The sequence below is a fragment of the Pseudomonas sp. CGJS7 genome, assembly GCF_036961695.1.
In genome coordinates this window covers 92,612-108,573 of record NZ_JBAMDI010000016.1, presented here as the reverse complement: position 1 = coordinate 108,573, position 15,962 = coordinate 92,612, and the positions used below count along the sequence as shown (strand labels likewise).

Here is a 15,962-nt window from a genome sequence, read left to right as displayed (position 1 = left end):
CCTGACTGATTCGAACATTTCCCAGGCTGGCGGCGGTCCCGGTGGCGCCTGGCAGAACGATGGCCACATTACGCATCCCGTAAACTGTTACCGCCACGCCGAATTGTTACTTCCCTCTACCCGTCTTGATTGCTTTCAAGCACCAAAACGGCGCTGATGCGTATTTTTGCGCACTAAAAAAGATCACGCCTCTTCCTGGCCCTTCACCTGAATCACGATGAACGGTGAAACCACCACCGCCCAGATCTCTGGGTCGCGGCTTTGCAGGTCCAATGCCTGCTCGGCCGACACCGGCCCAACAGTGCCATCACTACGCCACTTGGCGAAGATCTCGCTGCGATTCTCGGCCATCGCCTCGGCAACGGCGATCAGGTCAAGGCTGGGGTCGACCCAAATCAGGTCACCCTTGGCCCAAAAACGCTCCAGCGCTTTCCACTCGATGATTGCCGTCTCGCCAAGCAATTTGGCATAGAGGGTGCTTGTTTGATCAGTCATGGGTGGTATCCGCAAAAAATCGGTCAATAAAAAGGCCGGCATTTTTGCAGAAAAACCCGGTTTCAAATATGTAATTTGGTCGATTGGCCCCGAAGTTGTGGGACGGGGTCGCAGATGCAGGCAGTTTGATGGCGCCTTTCTGTATCTTTCTGTCGATCAAGCGACAACGCAGGAAAGACGCACTTTTCGACCGCTTTTCAAGCGCTCGAACAGCGCTCTACACTGTACCGGTACAGTTCCGGGACATGTTCCGGGGGAAGGTGGGCTAGCGCGTTGGCATGGCCACGCCGCAAATCCCGCCCGGTCTGTAGCCCTGGCCGCCAGGACTATAAGAATTACAACAGAATGAGTGGAGCACTATGATCAAGATTTCCAAGCTGTTCGCCGCAATGGTACTGGCCGGGGTAGCCAGCCATTCGTTTGCCGCCGATACCATCAAGATCGGCATCGCCGGTCCCAAGACGGGTCCCGTGACCCAGTACGGCGACATGCAGTTCATCGGCGCCAAGCAAGCCATCAAGGATATCAACGCCGCGGGCGGCGTGGATGGCAAGATGCTCGAAGCCAAGGAATACGACGACGCCTGCGACCCTAAACAGGCCGTGGCAGTCGCCAACAAAGTGGTCAACGACGGCGTCAAGTTCGTGGTCGGCCACCTGTGCTCCAGCTCCACCCAGCCAGCGTCCGACATCTACGAGGACGAAGGCGTGATCATGATCACCCCGGCCGCCACCTCGCCGGAAATCACCGCCCGTGGCTACAAGCTGATCTTCCGCACCATCGGCCTGGACAGCGCCCAGGGCCCGGCTGCCGGCAACTACATCGCCGACCACGTCAAGCCGAAGGTCGTTGCCGTCCTGCACGACAAGCAGCAGTACGGTGAAGGCATCGCCACCGCCGTCAAGCAAACCCTGGAAAGCAAAGGCACCAAGGTTGCCGTGTTCGAAGGCCTGAACGCGGGTGACAAGGACTTCTCCTCGATCATCCAGAAGCTCAAGCAGAACAACGTCGACTTCGTCTACTACGGCGGCTACCACCCAGAGCTGGGCCTGATCCTGCGCCAGGCTCAAGAGAAGGGCCTGAAAGCCAAGTTCATGGGTCCGGAAGGCGTGGGTAACGACTCCATTTCGCAGATCGCCCAGAACGCCTCCGAAGGCCTGCTGGTCACCCTGCCGAAGTCGTTCGACGCAGACCCGGCGAACAAGAAGATCGTCGACGCCATCAAGGCTGACGGCAAGGACCCAAGTGGCCCGTTCGTATTCCCTGCCTACTCGGCTGTCGAGCTGATCGCTCAAGGCATCAAGAAAGCCGGTTCCGATGATACCGACAAGGTGGCCGAGGCCATCCACAAAGGCACCTTCAAGACCCCGACCGGCGACCTGTCGTTCGACGACAAAGGCGACCTGAAAGACTTCAAGTTCGTGGTCTACGAATGGCACTTCGGCAAGCCGAAGACCGAAGTCTCCCCTCAGTAACTGCGTGACTAATAGCTGACCTACGAGCCCACTGTGCGAGCAGTGGGCTTCGTTTTATGAGGTTCATGGGCCCGATCCCCGCGATCCGGGGGCCGGCTCACCTGAAAATCTTAAAACCGTCACCCGCGGTTTCCTGGCCGTACCCCTGCCAGTGAAATGCAAATCAGGTTTTTAGGAGCGCTGTAATGCCTGAGATCTACCATTTCTTCCAACAACTGGTTAATGGATTGACCATCGGCAGCACCTATGCCTTGATCGCCATCGGCTACACGATGGTGTACGGCATCATTGGCATGATCAACTTCGCCCACGGCGAGGTGTACATGATCGGTTCCTACGTGGCCTTCATCGCCCTCGCGGGCCTGGCCATGATGGGTATCCATTCGCTGCCGATCCTGATGACCGTCGCCTTCGTCGCGACGATCTTCGTCACCAGTGCCTATGGCTACAGCATCGAACGGGTTGCCTACCGCCCCCTGCGCAACAGCAACCGTCTGATCCCGCTGATTTCTGCCATCGGCATGTCGATCTTCCTGCAGAACACGGTCTTGCTTTCGCAGGACTCCAAGGACAAGTCCATCCCCAACCTGATCCCCGGGAGTTTCTCCTTCGGGCCAGGCGGTGCTGAAGAAGTACTGATCAGCTACATGCAAATCCTGGTGTTCGTCGTCACCCTGGTGGCCATGACCCTGCTCACCCTGTTCATCTCTCGTTCCCGCCTGGGCCGCGCCTGCCGCGCCTGTGCCGAGGACATCAAGATGGCCAACCTGCTGGGCATCAACACCAACAACATCATCGCCCTCACCTTCGTCATCGGTGCCGCCCTGGCTGCCGTGGCGGCCGTGCTGCTGAGCATGCAGTACGGGGTGATCAACCCCAACGCCGGCTTCCTGGTGGGCCTGAAGGCTTTCACCGCGGCGGTACTGGGTGGCATCGGCAGCATCCCGGGCGCCATGCTCGGCGGGCTGGTGCTGGGCGTGGCCGAAGCGTTCGGTGCCGATATCTTCGGCGACCAGTACAAGGACGTGGTGGCATTCGGCTTGTTGGTTCTTGTCCTGCTATTCCGGCCGACCGGCATTCTGGGCCGCCCGGAGGTTGAAAAAGTATGAACAGAAATCTCAAACAGGCGTTCTTCAGCGCCTTGCTGGTCTGGGCCGTGGCCTTCCCGGTACTGGGCCTGAAACTGAGCATCGACGGCATCAGCCTGGTCGTGCACAGTCAGGGCTCGTTCACCATCAGCATCATCGCCGTCTGTTCGGTGCTGATGTTCCTGCGCGTGCTGTTCGACAAGCAGTGGAGTTCGGTGATGGGCCGCCGATCGGATCGCAAGCTGATCCCCCCGGCAGTCAGCAACTACCTCACCCTGCCCAAGACCCAGCGCTATGTCATCATCGGGTTGATCGTGGTGGCACTGGTATGGCCGTTCTTCGGCTCTCGCGGTGCGGTCGACATCGCCACGCTGATCCTGATCTACGTGTTGCTGGGCCTGGGCCTGAACATCGTGGTCGGCCTGGCGGGCCTGCTCGACCTCGGCTACGTGGGCTTCTATGCCGTCGGTGCCTACAGCTACGCCATGCTCTCGCATTACCTGGGCTGGAGCTTCTGGGTGTGCCTGCCGATTGCCGGCCTGATGGCTGCCACGTTCGGCTTCCTGCTCGGCTTCCCGGTGCTGCGCCTGCGTGGTGACTACCTGGCGATCGTGACCCTCGGTTTCGGTGAGATCATCCGCCTGTTCCTGCGTAACCTCACCGATTGGACCGGCGGCCCCAACGGCATCAGCAACATCCCCAAGCCGGAGTTCTTCGGCCTGACCTTCGAACGCCGTGCGGCCGAGGGCATGCAGACCTTCCACGAGTTCTTCGGGCTGCAATACAACTCGATCAACAAGGTCATCTTCCTGTACCTGGTGGCCCTGCTGCTGGCCCTGCTGGCGTTGTTCGTGATCAACCGCCTGCTGCGCATGCCGATCGGCCGTGCCTGGGAAGCCCTGCGTGAAGACGAGATCGCCTGCCGTGCTCTGGGCCTGAACCCGACCGTGATCAAGCTCTCGGCATTCACCCTGGGTGCCTGCTTCGCCGGTTTCGCCGGCAGCTTCTTCGCCGCGCGCCAAGGTCTGGTGACGCCGGAGTCGTTCACCTTCATCGAGTCGGCGATCATCCTCGCCATCGTCGTGCTGGGTGGCATGGGCTCACAACTGGGCGTGATTCTCGCGGCCATCGTGATGATCCTGCTGCCTGAGCTGATGCGTGAGTTCAGCGAATACCGCATGCTGATGTTCGGTGCGCTGATGGTGTTGATGATGATCTGGCGTCCGCAAGGCCTGCTGCCTATGCAACGTCCACAGATGGAGCTGCCCCGATGAGCCGCGAAATTCTGCAAGTCAGCGGCCTGAGCATGCGCTTTGGCGGCTTGTTGGCGGTCAACGGCGTGGGCCTGACCGTCAAGGAGAAACAGGTAGTGGCGCTGATCGGCCCGAACGGCGCCGGCAAGACCACCGTGTTCAACTGCCTGACCGGCTTCTACAAGCCCAGCGACGGCACCATCCTGCTCGATGGCCAGCCGATCCAGGGCCTGGCCGGACACCAGATCGCCCGCAAGGGCGTGGTGCGGACCTTCCAGAACGTGCGCCTGTTCAAGGAAATGACCGCGCTGGAAAACCTGCTGATTGCCCAGCACCGCCACCTCAACACCAACTTCTTCGCCGGCCTGTTCAAGACCCCGAGTTTCCGCCGCAGCGAGAAGGAAGCCTTGGAGCGTGCGCAGTACTGGCTGGAGAAGGTCAACCTGACCGAGTTCGCCAACCGTACCGCCGGCACCCTCGCCTACGGGCAGCAACGCCGCCTGGAAATCGCCCGCTGCATGATGACCCAGCCACGCATCATCATGCTCGATGAACCGGCAGCCGGCCTGAACCCGAAGGAAACCGAAGACCTCAAGGCTCTGATCGCCTACCTGCGTGAGTCGCACAACGTCACCGTGCTGCTGATCGAGCACGACATGAAGCTGGTGATGAGCATTTCCGACCATATCGTGGTGATCAACCAGGGTACCCCCCTGGCCCATGGCACGCCGGAGGAGATCCGCGACAACCCTGACGTGATCAAAGCCTACCTGGGGGAAGCGTAAATGCTGAAGTTTGAAAACGTTTCCACTTTCTACGGCAAGATCCAGGCGCTGCACAGCGTCAACGTGGAGATCAACCAGGGCGAGATCGTCACCCTGATCGGCGCCAACGGTGCCGGCAAGTCGACCTTGCTGATGACCCTGTGCGGTTCGCCGCAGGCGCACAGCGGCAGCATCAAGTACATGGGTGAAGAGCTGGTCGGCCAGCCGTCCTCGCACATCATGCGCAAAAGCATCGCGGTAGTGCCGGAAGGCCGTCGCGTGTTCGCTCGCCTGACCGTCGAGGAAAACCTGGCCATGGGCGGTTTCTTCACCGACAAGGGCGACTATCAGGAACAACTGGACAAGGTCCTGCAACTGTTCCCGCGCCTGAAAGAGCGTTACATCCAGCGCGGCGGCACCATGTCCGGTGGCGAGCAGCAGATGCTGGCCATCGGCCGGGCGCTGATGAGCAAGCCCAAGCTGCTGCTGCTCGACGAGCCTTCGCTGGGCCTGGCGCCGATCATCATCCAGCAGATCTTCGACATCATCGAACAGCTGCGCCGCGATGGCGTGACGGTGTTCCTGGTGGAGCAGAACGCCAACCAGGCGTTGAAGATCGCTGACCGGGCGTACGTGCTGGAGAACGGTCGGGTGGTGATGCAGGGCACCGGTGAGGCACTGCTGACCGACCCGAAGGTACGCGATGCCTACCTCGGGGGTTGAATGAAAAAGGGCCTTCGGGCCCTTTTTTCTACCCGCAGGACGTGTATCGTGGCCAGCTCTTTGGCAAAGATTCCCCGGAGCCCGCTCATGCGTCTCACCCCTACCCTGCTGCTCAGTGCCCTGCTGCCCCTGTTCGCTGGCTGCCAGTTACTGGCCGAGCAGCCCCGTGACCCGAACATCGGCACCACGCGCATGCAGGGCGAACTGAGCGCCAACGGCGGCCGCCTGTTGTTCAAGCCCTGCAGCGAAGCACGCCGCTTCGTGATCAACGACGTCGCCGGCACCGGCATCCTGCAGGAGTCCGCCAACCTGGCCAAGGACGCCAACGCCAAGTTGTTCGCCGACGTGCGCGGTCGCCTCACTGGCGCCAAGCAGGCCGACAACGACGGCCAGCTGGAAGTCAGCCGCCTGTACCGCCTGGAGCCCTCCACCCGCGCTTGCGACGACCCCAACTTCAAGCAGCTGACCCTGCGCGCCAATGGCCATGAACCGGACTGGGACATCAAGGCCAGCGGCAAGGGCATGGTGCTTAACCGCATCGGCAAAGACCCGCTGCCCCTGCCATTCCTCGAAGAAGAAGTGCCCGGCGGCGGCCTGACCCTGACCAGCGAAGCCAACGGCCAGCACGTGGAACTGTGGGTCGCCCCGCAACGCTGCGTCGACAGCGCCACCGGCGCCGTACGCCACTTGCGCGCCGAACTGCGCATCGACGGCCAGACCCTGCGCGGCTGCGGTTACTACGGTGGTGCGCGCGACAACTGATCGCCGGGCGCTTTTATCCTGCCAGTCGGGGCGGCTAACAGCTTATACTTGGCGGTTTGTGTAAAGCCGCCGGCCGCCCATGGCCGGGATACTGGACCCTGCCATGCTACGAATCACCGAACTGAAGCTGCCCCTGGACCATCCCGACGAAGCGCTGCGCGAAGCCATCGTCCAGCGCCTGGGCATCCGCGACGAGCAACTGCTCAGCTTCAACCTGTTCAAGCGCAGCTACGATGCGCGCAAGAAGAACAGCGAACTGCTGTTCATCTACACCATCGATCTGGAAGCCAGCAACGAGGCCGAGCTGCTCAGCAAGTTCGCCGATGATCGCAACATCGGCCCGGCCCCAGACGTCACCTACAAGTTCGTCGGCCAGGCCCCGGCAGGCCTGCAGGAGCGCCCGATCGTGGTCGGTTTCGGCCCGTGCGGCATCTTTGCCGGCCTGTTGCTGGCACAAATGGGCTTCAAGCCGATCATCCTCGAACGTGGCAAGGAAGTGCGCCAGCGCACCAAGGACACCTGGGGCCTGTGGCGCAAGAGCGTGCTCAACCCCGAGTCCAACGTGCAGTTCGGCGAAGGCGGCGCCGGTACCTTCTCGGACGGCAAGCTGTATAGCCAGATCAAGGACCCGCAACACCACGGCCGCAAAGTGCTGGAAGAATTCGTCAAGGCCGGTGCGCCAGACGAAATCCTGTACATCAACAAGCCGCACATCGGCACCTTCCGCCTCACCGGCATGGTCGAACAGATGCGCCAGGACATGATCGCCCTGGGGGCCGAAGTGCGCTTCCAGGAGAAGGTCACCGACCTGTTGATCGAAGATGGCCAACTGACCGGTGTAGTGCTTGAAAGCGGCGAGCAGTTGCACTCGCGCCATGTGGTATTGGCCCTGGGCCACAGCGCCCGCGACACCTTCCGCATGCTGCACGCCAAAGGTGTCTACATGGAAGCCAAACCGTTCTCGGTGGGCTTCCGTATCGAGCACCCGCAAACGCTGATCGACAAGGCACGCCTGGGCAAGTACGCCGGCCACCCGAAACTGGGTGCCGCAGACTACAAGCTGGTGTACCACGCCAAGAATGGCCGCTCGGTATACAGCTTCTGCATGTGTCCGGGTGGCACCGTGGTCGCGGCCACCAGCGAACCAGGGCGAGTCGTCACCAACGGCATGAGCCAGTATTCGCGTAACGAGCGCAACGCCAACTCCGGCATCGTCGTCGGCATCGACCCCGAGCGCGACTACCCGGGTGGCCCGTTGGCCGGTATCGAACTGCAGGAGCGCCTGGAGGCGCACGCCTATGTAATGGGCGGCAGCAACTACCAGGCCCCGGCACAGCTGGTGGGTGATTTTGTCGCCGGCCGGCCCTCGACCGCACTGGGCAGTGTCGAGCCGTCCTACAAGCCGGGCGTGACCTTGGGTGACCTGGCGCCGAGCCTGCCGGACTTCGCCATCGAGGCGATCCGTGAGGCACTGCCGGCGTTCGACCGGCAGATCAAGGGCTATAACCTGCATGATGCGGTGTTGACCGGTATCGAGACGCGTACCTCTTCGCCACTGCGGATTACCCGCGGTGAGGATTACCAGAGCCTGAACCTCAAAGGGCTGTTCCCGGCGGGTGAAGGGGCCGGGTACGCGGGCGGGATCCTGTCAGCCGGTGTGGATGGCATTCGCATCGCCGAGGCAGTGGCGCGGGATATGCTCGGCCTCTGATGCTTTATCGACTGACAGGGCCTCTTCGCGGGTAAACCCGCTCCTACACGGAACAATGGCCCCCTGTAGGAGCGGGTTTACCCGCGAAAGGGCCCGGTCCGGCATCAGACTATTCCAGCACCTACTCCAGACTTCCCCTCCCCCATCCTTCCCCAAATCCATCTAGGCTTGCCCCAGGCCTGTCAGCAACAACATATAACAAAAACGAATATGTCTTTTGTTTGAAAGCATATCTCTACAGGCTAGGGTGTACGCCCGTACCCTGCGTAAACTGCTCATGGAGGGCCTACAGCCCGTGCGTAGCCTGTTTACCCGATTCTTCCAGCTCGAAGCCGCCAGCGGCCTGCTGCTGATCGCCGCCGCCGTTCTGGCCCTGATCATCAATAACTCGCCACTGTCCTACCTGTACGGCGGCTTGCTCGAGGTACCCGTCGCCATCCAGGTCGGCGCGCTGAACATCGCCAAGCCATTGCTACTGTGGATCAACGACGGCCTGATGGTCCTGTTCTTCCTGCTCATCGGCCTGGAGGTCAAACGCGAGGTGGTCGACGGTCACCTGTCCAAGCCCTCACAAGTGATTCTGCCTGCCACCGCAGCCGTGGGCGGCATGGTGGTGCCAGCGCTGATCTACTGGTTCATCAACCGGGACAACCCTGCGGCCGTGGCCGGTTGGGCGATCCCTACCGCCACCGACATCGCCTTCGCCCTCGGTGTCCTGGCCCTGCTCGGCAAACGCGTACCGGTGTCACTGAAGTTGTTCCTGATGACCCTGGCGATCATCGACGACCTGGGTGCGATCATTGTCATCGCCCTGTTCTACTCCGGCACCCTGTCGAGTGTATCGCTGCTGCTGGCTGCGGCCTGTCTGCTGGTGCTGGTGGCGATGAACCGGCTTGGTGTGATCAAGCTTGGCCCGTATATGATCGTTGGCCTGATCCTGTGGGTCTGCGTGCTCAAGAGTGGCGTGCATGCCACCTTGGCTGGTGTCGCCCTGGCCTTTTGCATCCCGCTGCGTACACGCAATGCTGAATCGTCGCCGCTGCTGGCGCTGGAACACGCCCTGCAGCCCTGGGTGGCCTATGCCATCCTGCCAATTTTCGCCTTTGCCAATGCCGGCGTTTCGCTGGCAGGCATGACCGTAGACAGCTTCACCCACCCCGTGCCGATGGGCATCACGATCGGCCTGTTGCTGGGCAAGACCGTGGGGGTTTTCGGCCTGACCTGGGTGGCGGTCAAGCTGCGCCTGGCCGCGCTGCCTGCGGGCGCTGGTTGGGGGCAAATTCTGGGGGTGGCGATACTCTGCGGCATTGGCTTTACCATGAGCCTGTTCGTAGGCTCGCTCGCCTTCGCCCCGGGTAGCAGTGAGTACGCCGGCATGGACCGCATGGGCATTCTTACTGGTTCGTTCTTTGCCGCGGTGATCGGCTACGCCGTCACCGCAATGGCCAGCCGCAAAACCAGCATTGCCTGACTTGGCTGAGGCCTGAAAAAACCCCGACTGGCATCAGCCATGTCGGGGTTTTGTTTGACTGCGCTACGGTCAGTGCGAAACGCGGCTGGTACCGTCAACTGTCATGATGCGCACGCGGTCGCCAACGCGGAAGATTTCGTTCTCCTGCACAGCCTGCACATAAGCGCGCATGCTGCCATCATCTTCACGAACGGTAATTTCGACACCTTGGGTACGGGTCAGGCCTTCTTCTGCTGCGGAGCCGGCCAAGCCACCGGCCACGGCACCGATCACGGCAGCCACGATGCTGCCACGGCCACCGCCCACGGCGCTGCCGGCTACGCCACCCACGATGGCACCGGCACCGCCGCCAATCGGGGTCTTGGTGCCCTCGATCTTGACCGGACGCAGGGATTCGATGGTACCCATACGCACGGTTTGCACGCGGCGGGCTTCGTCACGAGAGTAGCTGTCACCGGTCAGGCTCGAGGCACAGCCCCCCAGCAGCAGCGACATGGTGGTAAAGGTCGCCACCAGCAAAGCGGATTTACGCATGGGTAAAGTCTCCATAAGTCAGGTGCTCATTAGACGCTGCACATTGACGGCTGTCACGGTACAAACGTAATAAAATTGTTTTCATTCAGCCGGGGTACAGCCTGCCGGGCTGTGTCGAAGGCCTTTCAAGTGAGACCAAGAATAGCCATGGATTACTTCATCGTCGTGGTCACCACCGTTGCGGGACTGTATTTCCACTGGTGGCTGTATGTGCGCATGCGCCGCTGGATGGACCGCGACCTGGCGTTGTCGCTGGCAGGGACCGATCCTGAAAAACGCGCGTTCATGCTGGAAAGGTTGGCGCAGGCGCGGCAGGAGAAGGTGGGGCGTAAGCAACTGGCGGGGTGGTTGGAGCGCGAGGCGGCAGGTTATCCGGGGTAGCTTGATCAATGGCTGGGGCCGCTTGGCGGCCCCGGTTGCTCAGGGCGCCAGCCGCTCTCGCAGCCACTGCCCATCCACCAGTCGATAGTTCAACCGGTCATGCAAGCGGCTTGGCCGCCCCTGCCAGAACTCGATGCGCTCGGGCAACAACCGGTACCCCCCCCAATGCTCAGGGCAGTGCGGCTGGGTGTCGGAGAAACGCGCTTCGGTGGCCTTTACCAGGCTCTCCAACTCTTCGCGCCCGGCAATCACGCGGCTCTGTGGCGAAGCCCAGGCCCCCAGGCGACTGCCCAGCGGGCGCACCTGGTAGTAGGCATCCGACTCCTGCGCCGTGACCTTCTGCACCCGGCCCTCGATCCGCACCTGACGCTCCAGCGCAGGCCAGAAGAAGGTCATTGCCGCAAAGGGGTTGGCTTGCAGTTGCTGACCCTTGGCGCTGTCGTAGTTGGTGAAGAAGGTGAAACCCTGCTCGTCGAGCCCCTTCAACAGCAATACACGGCAATGCGGGCGACCTTCGCCGTCCACGGTGGCCAAGGTCATGGCGTTGGCTTCCACCGGTACCTGCTCGGTTTTCACCGCATCGGCAAACCACTGGTGGAACAGGGCGAACGGCTGCCCTGGTGCCTGGGCTTCGGCCAGGCCATCACGGGTGTAATCGCGGCGCATATCGGCCAGGGATTGGGTCATTACTGCGGTTCCTTGACGATCAGTTGGTCTTCGCAGGGCTGTTGGCAGCTACTTTCTTGTCAACGGCAGCTTTCTTGGCTGCAGGCTTGGCCGGCGCAGCTTTTTTCTTGGCTGCAGTCTTCGCAGGCGTTTTGGCCTTGGCTACCGGTTTCTTCGCCGCAGCCTTGACGGCCGGTTTGCTGCCAGCGGCCTTGGCGGCTGGTGCCTTGGCATCCTGCACCGCCACCATCGAGGCCGGGGCGGGTGCCGGGGCGGCCTGCTGGTACTTGGCCAGCAGCGCGACCATGGTGTTTTGCGGAGTCAGCAACATCTCCACGCGGCGGTTCAGGGCGCGCCCCTCGGCACTGTCGTTGGCAGCGCGCGGCATCACCGAACCCATGCCCTTGAGGGTCAGGCGGTCACGCTGCAGGCCGCTGAGGCGGAAGATGGCCGATACCGAAGCGGCGCGCTCCAGGCTGAGCTTCTGGTTGGCAACGGCGGCGCCGCTGCTGTCGGCATGGCCCAGTACCAGCACGGCAGTCTTGGGGTCGCCTTCGACAGTCTTGGCAACGCGGGTAATCGGGCCCAGGGACATGGGCAGCAACATGTTCGGGCGATCAGGATTGTACGAGCTGTCCACCGGCAGGGTTACCGCCAGCACGTTGTCACGACGCTCCAGCTCCAGCTTGCTGTCCTTGATCGCTTCGCGCAGCTTGGGCTCGTATTCGTCCAGCCAGGCCTGCGTGGCCTTCTGATCGATCTTCGGTACCACCGGCCCCTTGGCTTGCTTGTCGTCACCGCCAAACGGCCACCACCAGCGGCTGGAGCTTTCCGATTTGGCATCGGCTTTGGCCACGTTTTCAGTGACGGCTGACTTCACTTCCTGCTCGGCAACCTTGTCCGAACCGAAAGGCCACCAGCTGGAGCCACCTTCCTTGGAGCCGTCCGGGGAGTGGCTGGCGCAGCCGGTAACGGCGGTCAGGCACAGGGCGAGTGCTAAGGTTTTATGTGAAGACATCAGCGATACACCATGAAATAGAAAGATATTTTGCCTACGAACTTCAGGCGTTGCCATTGAGAATAGTCAAAGGGGGGTGGCAATACCCGCATTACCCGATCAAAGGCAACTGGCAAGGACGCGTACCAGTTTCTGGGCGCGTGGGTCCATCAGCACATAAGGGCCGAGGGTATTGACCACAAAACCGAAGGCCACATCGTACTCCGGGTCGGCAAAACCGACCGAACCACCGGCACCAGGGTGGCCAAAGGCGCGGGCGCCGAGACCAAAGGTGGCATTGGCCACATCGGGCTGGTCGAGCATGCAGCCCAGGCCGAAACGGGTCTGGGTGAGCAAGGTACGGTCCTGGCCAAGGCTATGCTCGCGGGTCAGCTCATCGAGCAGTTCGGATTCAAGCAGGCTGCCGTCCAGCAGCCCGGCATAGAACCCCGCCAGGCTGCGTGCGTTGCCATGGCCATTGGCCGCTGGCTGCTGCATGCGACGCCATTCCGGTTTGTTGGTGCTGGTCAGTATCGCGGGCGGATTGGTAAAGGCACGGGTTGACAGTGCCTCAGGCTCGCGCATGGTCACCTGCAGCAAGCGTTGCGCTGCACTGTCTCCAGCATTGCCCTTGCCCCTGGCGATATGCGCCACGCGGTGGAACTCTTCGTCGGCCAGGCCAACATGGAAATCCAGGCCCAATGGGCGGGCGGTGCGGGCCACGATCGAGTCGCCAGGGCCACGGCCGTCGGCACGGCGAATCAGCTCGCCGATCAGCCAGCCAAAGGTGATGGCGGCATAGCCGTGTTCTGTGCCTGGCGTCCACCACGGAGTCTCGGCTGCCAGGGCATCGACCATGATCTGCCAGTCATACAAGGCTTCAGCCGGCAGCAGCTCACGAATGGCCGGCAAGCCGGCACGGTGGCTGAGTAGCTGACGCAAGGTGATCGACTGCTTACCCGCCTGGGCGAACTCGGGCCAGTAGTTGGCCACCGGGGCATCGAGGGCCAGCTTGCCCTCGCCGACCAGCTGCAGGGCGGTAACGGCCGCGAAGGTCTTGGTGCAGGAGAACAAGTTGGCGATGGTATCGCTGTGCCAGGCCTGCTGGCCGTCCTTGTCGGCACTGCCGGCCCACAGGTCAACGACGGTTTCGCCACCCACCTGGATGCACAGCGCGGCGCCACGCTCCTGGGGATCATCGAACAGTGCGGCAAAAGCTTCGCGCACAGCTTCGAACTTCAGCTCATAGTGACCCTGGATCTGCACCCGCTGCTCTCCGTACGACCATATCCAAAAAGGTGTGCATTGTTTCAGTAGTTGGGTGTTTTGCAAACAGGCTTGGGCCAAGTGGTCGCGACACAAGGCCGCTCTCACCTGGGTTGACTGCATCCGCCTGATCTCAGGGGGCCGGTTTTTCCAGCTCGGCACGCAGTTGGTTCATGGTCTGCAGATTGCTTTTGCGCACGGCATCGACAAACCCTGGATAGGGCATATCGGTAATCGCCACCAGCCCGAGGTGGCCGTTCTCACCATCTAGCAGGCGACCGCTGGCCGGTTGGTCGAGGTACTGGAACCAGTGCGCGCCAACGATCATCGGCTGCGCCATGGCGGCCTTGAGGAAGTTTGCATAGGCCGGGCCGCGATCCTCTTCCCGCGCCAGCTCCAATGGCCCCGGCCAGAACGGCCCGCGATCACGCGAGCCGAACTGGAACTCGGACACCAGCACCGGCTTGTCCAGCTCTGCCAGGCGGGCAAAGTCGTAGCCGTCCTGTGGCTTGAGGGTATAGAAGTTGAAGCTCAGTACATCGCAGAACTCGGCACAGGCCTTGACCGCTTCCGGCGTACTAACTGCATAGCGGCCACCCAGGAGCATGTGATTGGGCGCATGCCATTTCAACGAATCGGAAATGGTCTTGAAGTAGGTCTCGGCAAATACCCGCTGGAAGTGCTGGTAGTCACGTTCGATTTCCGGGTGCTCCGGGTCAGGCAACGGCGCCTCGAAGCCAGGATCTTCCATGAGTTCCCAGGCGGTCAGTTCGATGCCCCAGGCCTTGGACAACCCTTCCTGGTTGCGATACTTGTCGCGCAACTGCTTGAGGAATGCGCGTTTGGCTGGCACATCGGTGGTCAGGCGCAAGGTGCCGTAGGCCAGGCCATAACGGCTCTTGGGGTCGCTTCCAGGGGCGGCCCATGCCAGTTCGTTATCGGCGAAGTAGCCGATGAGCCAAGGGTCGTCACGGTGATCACGAGCGGCGATGGCCACGGCACGCTCGGTGGCCATGGCAAAACGCGGGTCGAACGGGTCGGGCATGCGGCCCCACCAGTCCATGCCCGTGCTGATGCTGGCGTAGTCGCCTACGATCGACAGCGGCAAGGTGTACGGCATGCGTCTGGCTTGGCCAAGCGCCGGCTCGCTCCAGTTGCCAATAGTGTTAAACCCCCAGGCCTGAAGGCGATCAAGCGCATGCGCCTGCCAGCGGTCGGCATCCAGCACCGGCGGCGCGCAATCGGCTGGCTGGCCCTCCACTGCGGGCCGGCAGGGTTTGCCATAGGTACGCTGCAGGTTGGCGGCGTAGAAGTCGAACCAGCGCCCCTGCTTGAAATTGCGCCCTTGCGACGAGGCATTGCCATCGTCGTTGTTGCTTTCGCCATAGAACGCGGCCAGTGCATCGCCCTCAGCGGGCAAGGCCTTGAACATGCCTTCGCGCCCGGCGACATAGGTACGCCCGCCGTCTGCCGCCACGGCGTTCACCCCCAGGGAATAGAACGGGTGCCCATCCGGCGTTACCAGATACCAGCGGCCATCACGCTTTTCAGTGCGAAAGAAACCCTTGGCTGCAAAGGCCGGCCCGCCCACCAGGCCACCGTAAGCGTCCAGCTGCAGCTTGCCGCGCTCTGCCAACCAGCCCTTGAGCTGTTGCTGTTCACGGGTATCGGCCGCCTTGAGCTGCTCGTCACTGGATACCTTCTCGGGCCAGTTACCGCGAGTCGACTGGCCATAAGCATCAATCAGCTCGTGGTAGGCCGCCCTGTACGCCTGGTCGTCATCCTGGATACCGACACGCTCGATCAGCAGGCTCTGCGCCACCTTGGGGCTGGGGATGCTCAGGCTGACCGAGGTCACCTGCTTGAGGTCGACTGCACCGGCACTGCTGGTCAAAAGGAGGCGCTGACCACCATGGTTCCAGGGCATCGGCGGGCCGACGCGCATGCCCTGGTCCAGCGGCGAACTGGCCGTCAGGGGCACCATCACGGTTTGCGCGGGGCCAGCAGGCAGGTCGATACGGCTGGTCAAGACGCGGCCATCGCTGCCTTGCACTGTGACATCCACGGTCAATGCCCAATCCATGGCACTTTGCAGGCGCAAGGTCAGGAACTGCCCGGCGGACCAGTCCCACACCCCGCTCTGCGGGCTCAGGCGCAGGGTCGGCTGCTGGGCCGGGTTGAACACCACACGCCGCAACACCTCGCCCTCGGCCGTTTGTTCCGCGTTGTACTGCGGCATGCCGGCATCCACCGTCGCCACATTGACCACCGAAGCCGGGCGCACGAAGCTGAACAGCGTTTGCTGCCCGGCCAGCAAGGGTGAACTGCACAACAAGGCGAATACGGCGGGCAGGGTGCGGCGGATCATAAGGCTGG

Annotated in this window: 15 protein-coding genes; 9 read left to right on the top strand and 6 right to left on the bottom strand. The window is 62.1% G+C overall.

Annotation, left to right across the window (positions count from 1 at the left end):
* Positions 1-183: 183 nt before the first annotated feature.
* Complete coding sequence (locus V7787_RS12745) at positions 184-495, bottom strand: DUF2288 domain-containing protein (RefSeq protein ID WP_012051427.1); 312 nt, start codon at positions 493-495, stop codon at positions 184-186.
* 359 nt (positions 496-854) lie between these two features.
* Here V7787_RS12745 and V7787_RS12740 point away from each other — a divergent pair, with 359 nt between their 5' ends.
* The 8 genes from V7787_RS12740 to nhaA all read left to right on the top strand — a co-directional run bounded on the left by V7787_RS12740 (position 855) and on the right by nhaA (position 9,742).
* Positions 855-1,970 carry a branched-chain amino acid ABC transporter substrate-binding protein gene (locus V7787_RS12740; RefSeq protein ID WP_010952299.1) on the top strand — a complete coding sequence of 372 codons (1,116 nt, stop codon included), beginning with the start codon at positions 855-857 and terminating at the stop codon, positions 1,968-1,970.
* A 185-nt stretch (positions 1,971-2,155) separates the two neighbouring features.
* Positions 2,156-3,079: a high-affinity branched-chain amino acid ABC transporter permease LivH gene (gene livH, locus V7787_RS12735; RefSeq protein WP_008097482.1), complete on the top strand. Its 924-nt coding sequence runs from the start codon at positions 2,156-2,158 to the stop codon at positions 3,077-3,079.
* The gene (locus V7787_RS12730) at positions 3,076-4,332 is read left to right on the top strand and encodes a high-affinity branched-chain amino acid ABC transporter permease LivM (protein ID WP_020192375.1); all 1,257 of its coding nucleotides are present in this window, start codon (positions 3,076-3,078) and stop codon (positions 4,330-4,332) included. The genes livH and V7787_RS12730 overlap by 4 nt, the downstream gene beginning before the upstream one ends.
* The gene (gene livG / locus V7787_RS12725) at positions 4,329-5,096 is read left to right on the top strand and encodes a high-affinity branched-chain amino acid ABC transporter ATP-binding protein LivG (RefSeq protein WP_047605048.1); all 768 of its coding nucleotides are present in this window, start codon (positions 4,329-4,331) and stop codon (positions 5,094-5,096) included. The genes V7787_RS12730 and livG overlap by 4 nt, the downstream gene beginning before the upstream one ends.
* A complete protein-coding gene (locus V7787_RS12720) occupies positions 5,097-5,798 on the top strand; it encodes an ABC transporter ATP-binding protein (protein WP_064492947.1) in 702 nt (233 codons plus the stop codon).
* Positions 5,799-5,885: 87 nt separating this feature from the next.
* A complete protein-coding gene (locus V7787_RS12715; RefSeq protein ID WP_014589946.1) occupies positions 5,886-6,560 on the top strand; it encodes a COG3650 family protein in 675 nt (224 codons plus the stop codon).
* 103 nt (positions 6,561-6,663) lie between these two features.
* Positions 6,664-8,271 carry an NAD(P)/FAD-dependent oxidoreductase gene (locus tag V7787_RS12710; RefSeq protein WP_019750617.1) on the top strand — a complete coding sequence of 536 codons (1,608 nt, stop codon included), beginning with the start codon at positions 6,664-6,666 and terminating at the stop codon, positions 8,269-8,271.
* Positions 8,272-8,548: 277 nt separating this feature from the next.
* Entirely contained in the window at positions 8,549-9,742 is a 1,194-nt protein-coding gene (nhaA, locus tag V7787_RS12705; protein ID WP_177409992.1) for a Na+/H+ antiporter NhaA, read from the top strand.
* A 69-nt stretch (positions 9,743-9,811) separates the two neighbouring features.
* Here nhaA and V7787_RS12700 read toward each other — a convergent pair whose 3' ends face one another.
* Positions 9,812-10,276 (bottom strand): glycine zipper 2TM domain-containing protein, encoded by a 465-nt coding sequence (locus V7787_RS12700; protein WP_009684613.1) that lies wholly within the window; start codon positions 10,274-10,276, stop codon positions 9,812-9,814.
* A gap of 147 nt (positions 10,277-10,423) precedes the next feature.
* Here V7787_RS12700 and V7787_RS12695 point away from each other — a divergent pair, with 147 nt between their 5' ends.
* Complete coding sequence (locus V7787_RS12695) at positions 10,424-10,657, top strand: hypothetical protein (protein WP_064492949.1); 234 nt, start codon at positions 10,424-10,426, stop codon at positions 10,655-10,657.
* Between the two features lie 39 nt (positions 10,658-10,696).
* Here V7787_RS12695 and pdxH read toward each other — a convergent pair whose 3' ends face one another.
* The 4 genes from pdxH to V7787_RS12675 all read right to left on the bottom strand — a co-directional run bounded on the left by pdxH (position 10,697) and on the right by V7787_RS12675 (position 15,954).
* Positions 10,697-11,344, bottom strand: coding sequence for a pyridoxamine 5'-phosphate oxidase (pdxH, locus tag V7787_RS12690; RefSeq protein WP_104886601.1), 648 nt, complete (start codon positions 11,342-11,344; stop codon positions 10,697-10,699).
* A gap of 19 nt (positions 11,345-11,363) precedes the next feature.
* On the bottom strand, positions 11,364-12,341 hold the full coding sequence (locus V7787_RS12685; RefSeq protein WP_064492951.1) for an OmpA family protein: 978 nt from the start codon (positions 12,339-12,341) through the stop codon (positions 11,364-11,366).
* Between the two features lie 99 nt (positions 12,342-12,440).
* Entirely contained in the window at positions 12,441-13,586 is a 1,146-nt protein-coding gene (locus tag V7787_RS12680; RefSeq protein WP_010952288.1) for an EstA family serine hydrolase, read from the bottom strand.
* A gap of 133 nt (positions 13,587-13,719) precedes the next feature.
* Positions 13,720-15,954 carry a beta-galactosidase gene (locus V7787_RS12675; protein WP_336088525.1) on the bottom strand — a complete coding sequence of 745 codons (2,235 nt, stop codon included), beginning with the start codon at positions 15,952-15,954 and terminating at the stop codon, positions 13,720-13,722.
* Positions 15,955-15,962: the final 8 nt, after the last annotated feature.

What these genes read in the sequence shown, in the direction of transcription:
- livH (WP_008097482.1), top strand. Translation starts at nt 2,156, where the DNA reads ATGCCTGAGATCTACCATTTCTTCCAACAACTGGTTAATGGATTGACC.
- V7787_RS12675 (WP_336088525.1), bottom strand. Translation starts at nt 15,954, where the DNA reads ATGATCCGCCGCACCCTGCCCGCCGTATTCGCCTTGTTGTGCAGTTCA.
- livG (WP_047605048.1), top strand. Translation starts at nt 4,329, where the DNA reads ATGAGCCGCGAAATTCTGCAAGTCAGCGGCCTGAGCATGCGCTTTGGC.
- V7787_RS12685 (WP_064492951.1), bottom strand. Translation starts at nt 12,341, where the DNA reads ATGTCTTCACATAAAACCTTAGCACTCGCCCTGTGCCTGACCGCCGTT.
- nhaA (WP_177409992.1), top strand. Translation starts at nt 8,549, where the DNA reads ATGGAGGGCCTACAGCCCGTGCGTAGCCTGTTTACCCGATTCTTCCAG.
- V7787_RS12730 (WP_020192375.1), top strand. Translation starts at nt 3,076, where the DNA reads ATGAACAGAAATCTCAAACAGGCGTTCTTCAGCGCCTTGCTGGTCTGG.
- V7787_RS12740 (WP_010952299.1), top strand. Translation starts at nt 855, where the DNA reads ATGATCAAGATTTCCAAGCTGTTCGCCGCAATGGTACTGGCCGGGGTA.
- V7787_RS12695 (WP_064492949.1), top strand. Translation starts at nt 10,424, where the DNA reads ATGGATTACTTCATCGTCGTGGTCACCACCGTTGCGGGACTGTATTTC.
- V7787_RS12710 (WP_019750617.1), top strand. Translation starts at nt 6,664, where the DNA reads ATGCTACGAATCACCGAACTGAAGCTGCCCCTGGACCATCCCGACGAA.
- V7787_RS12700 (WP_009684613.1), bottom strand. Translation starts at nt 10,276, where the DNA reads ATGCGTAAATCCGCTTTGCTGGTGGCGACCTTTACCACCATGTCGCTG.
- V7787_RS12745 (WP_012051427.1), bottom strand. Translation starts at nt 495, where the DNA reads ATGACTGATCAAACAAGCACCCTCTATGCCAAATTGCTTGGCGAGACG.
- V7787_RS12720 (WP_064492947.1), top strand. Translation starts at nt 5,097, where the DNA reads ATGCTGAAGTTTGAAAACGTTTCCACTTTCTACGGCAAGATCCAGGCG.
- pdxH (WP_104886601.1), bottom strand. Translation starts at nt 11,344, where the DNA reads ATGACCCAATCCCTGGCCGATATGCGCCGCGATTACACCCGTGATGGC.
- V7787_RS12715 (WP_014589946.1), top strand. Translation starts at nt 5,886, where the DNA reads ATGCGTCTCACCCCTACCCTGCTGCTCAGTGCCCTGCTGCCCCTGTTC.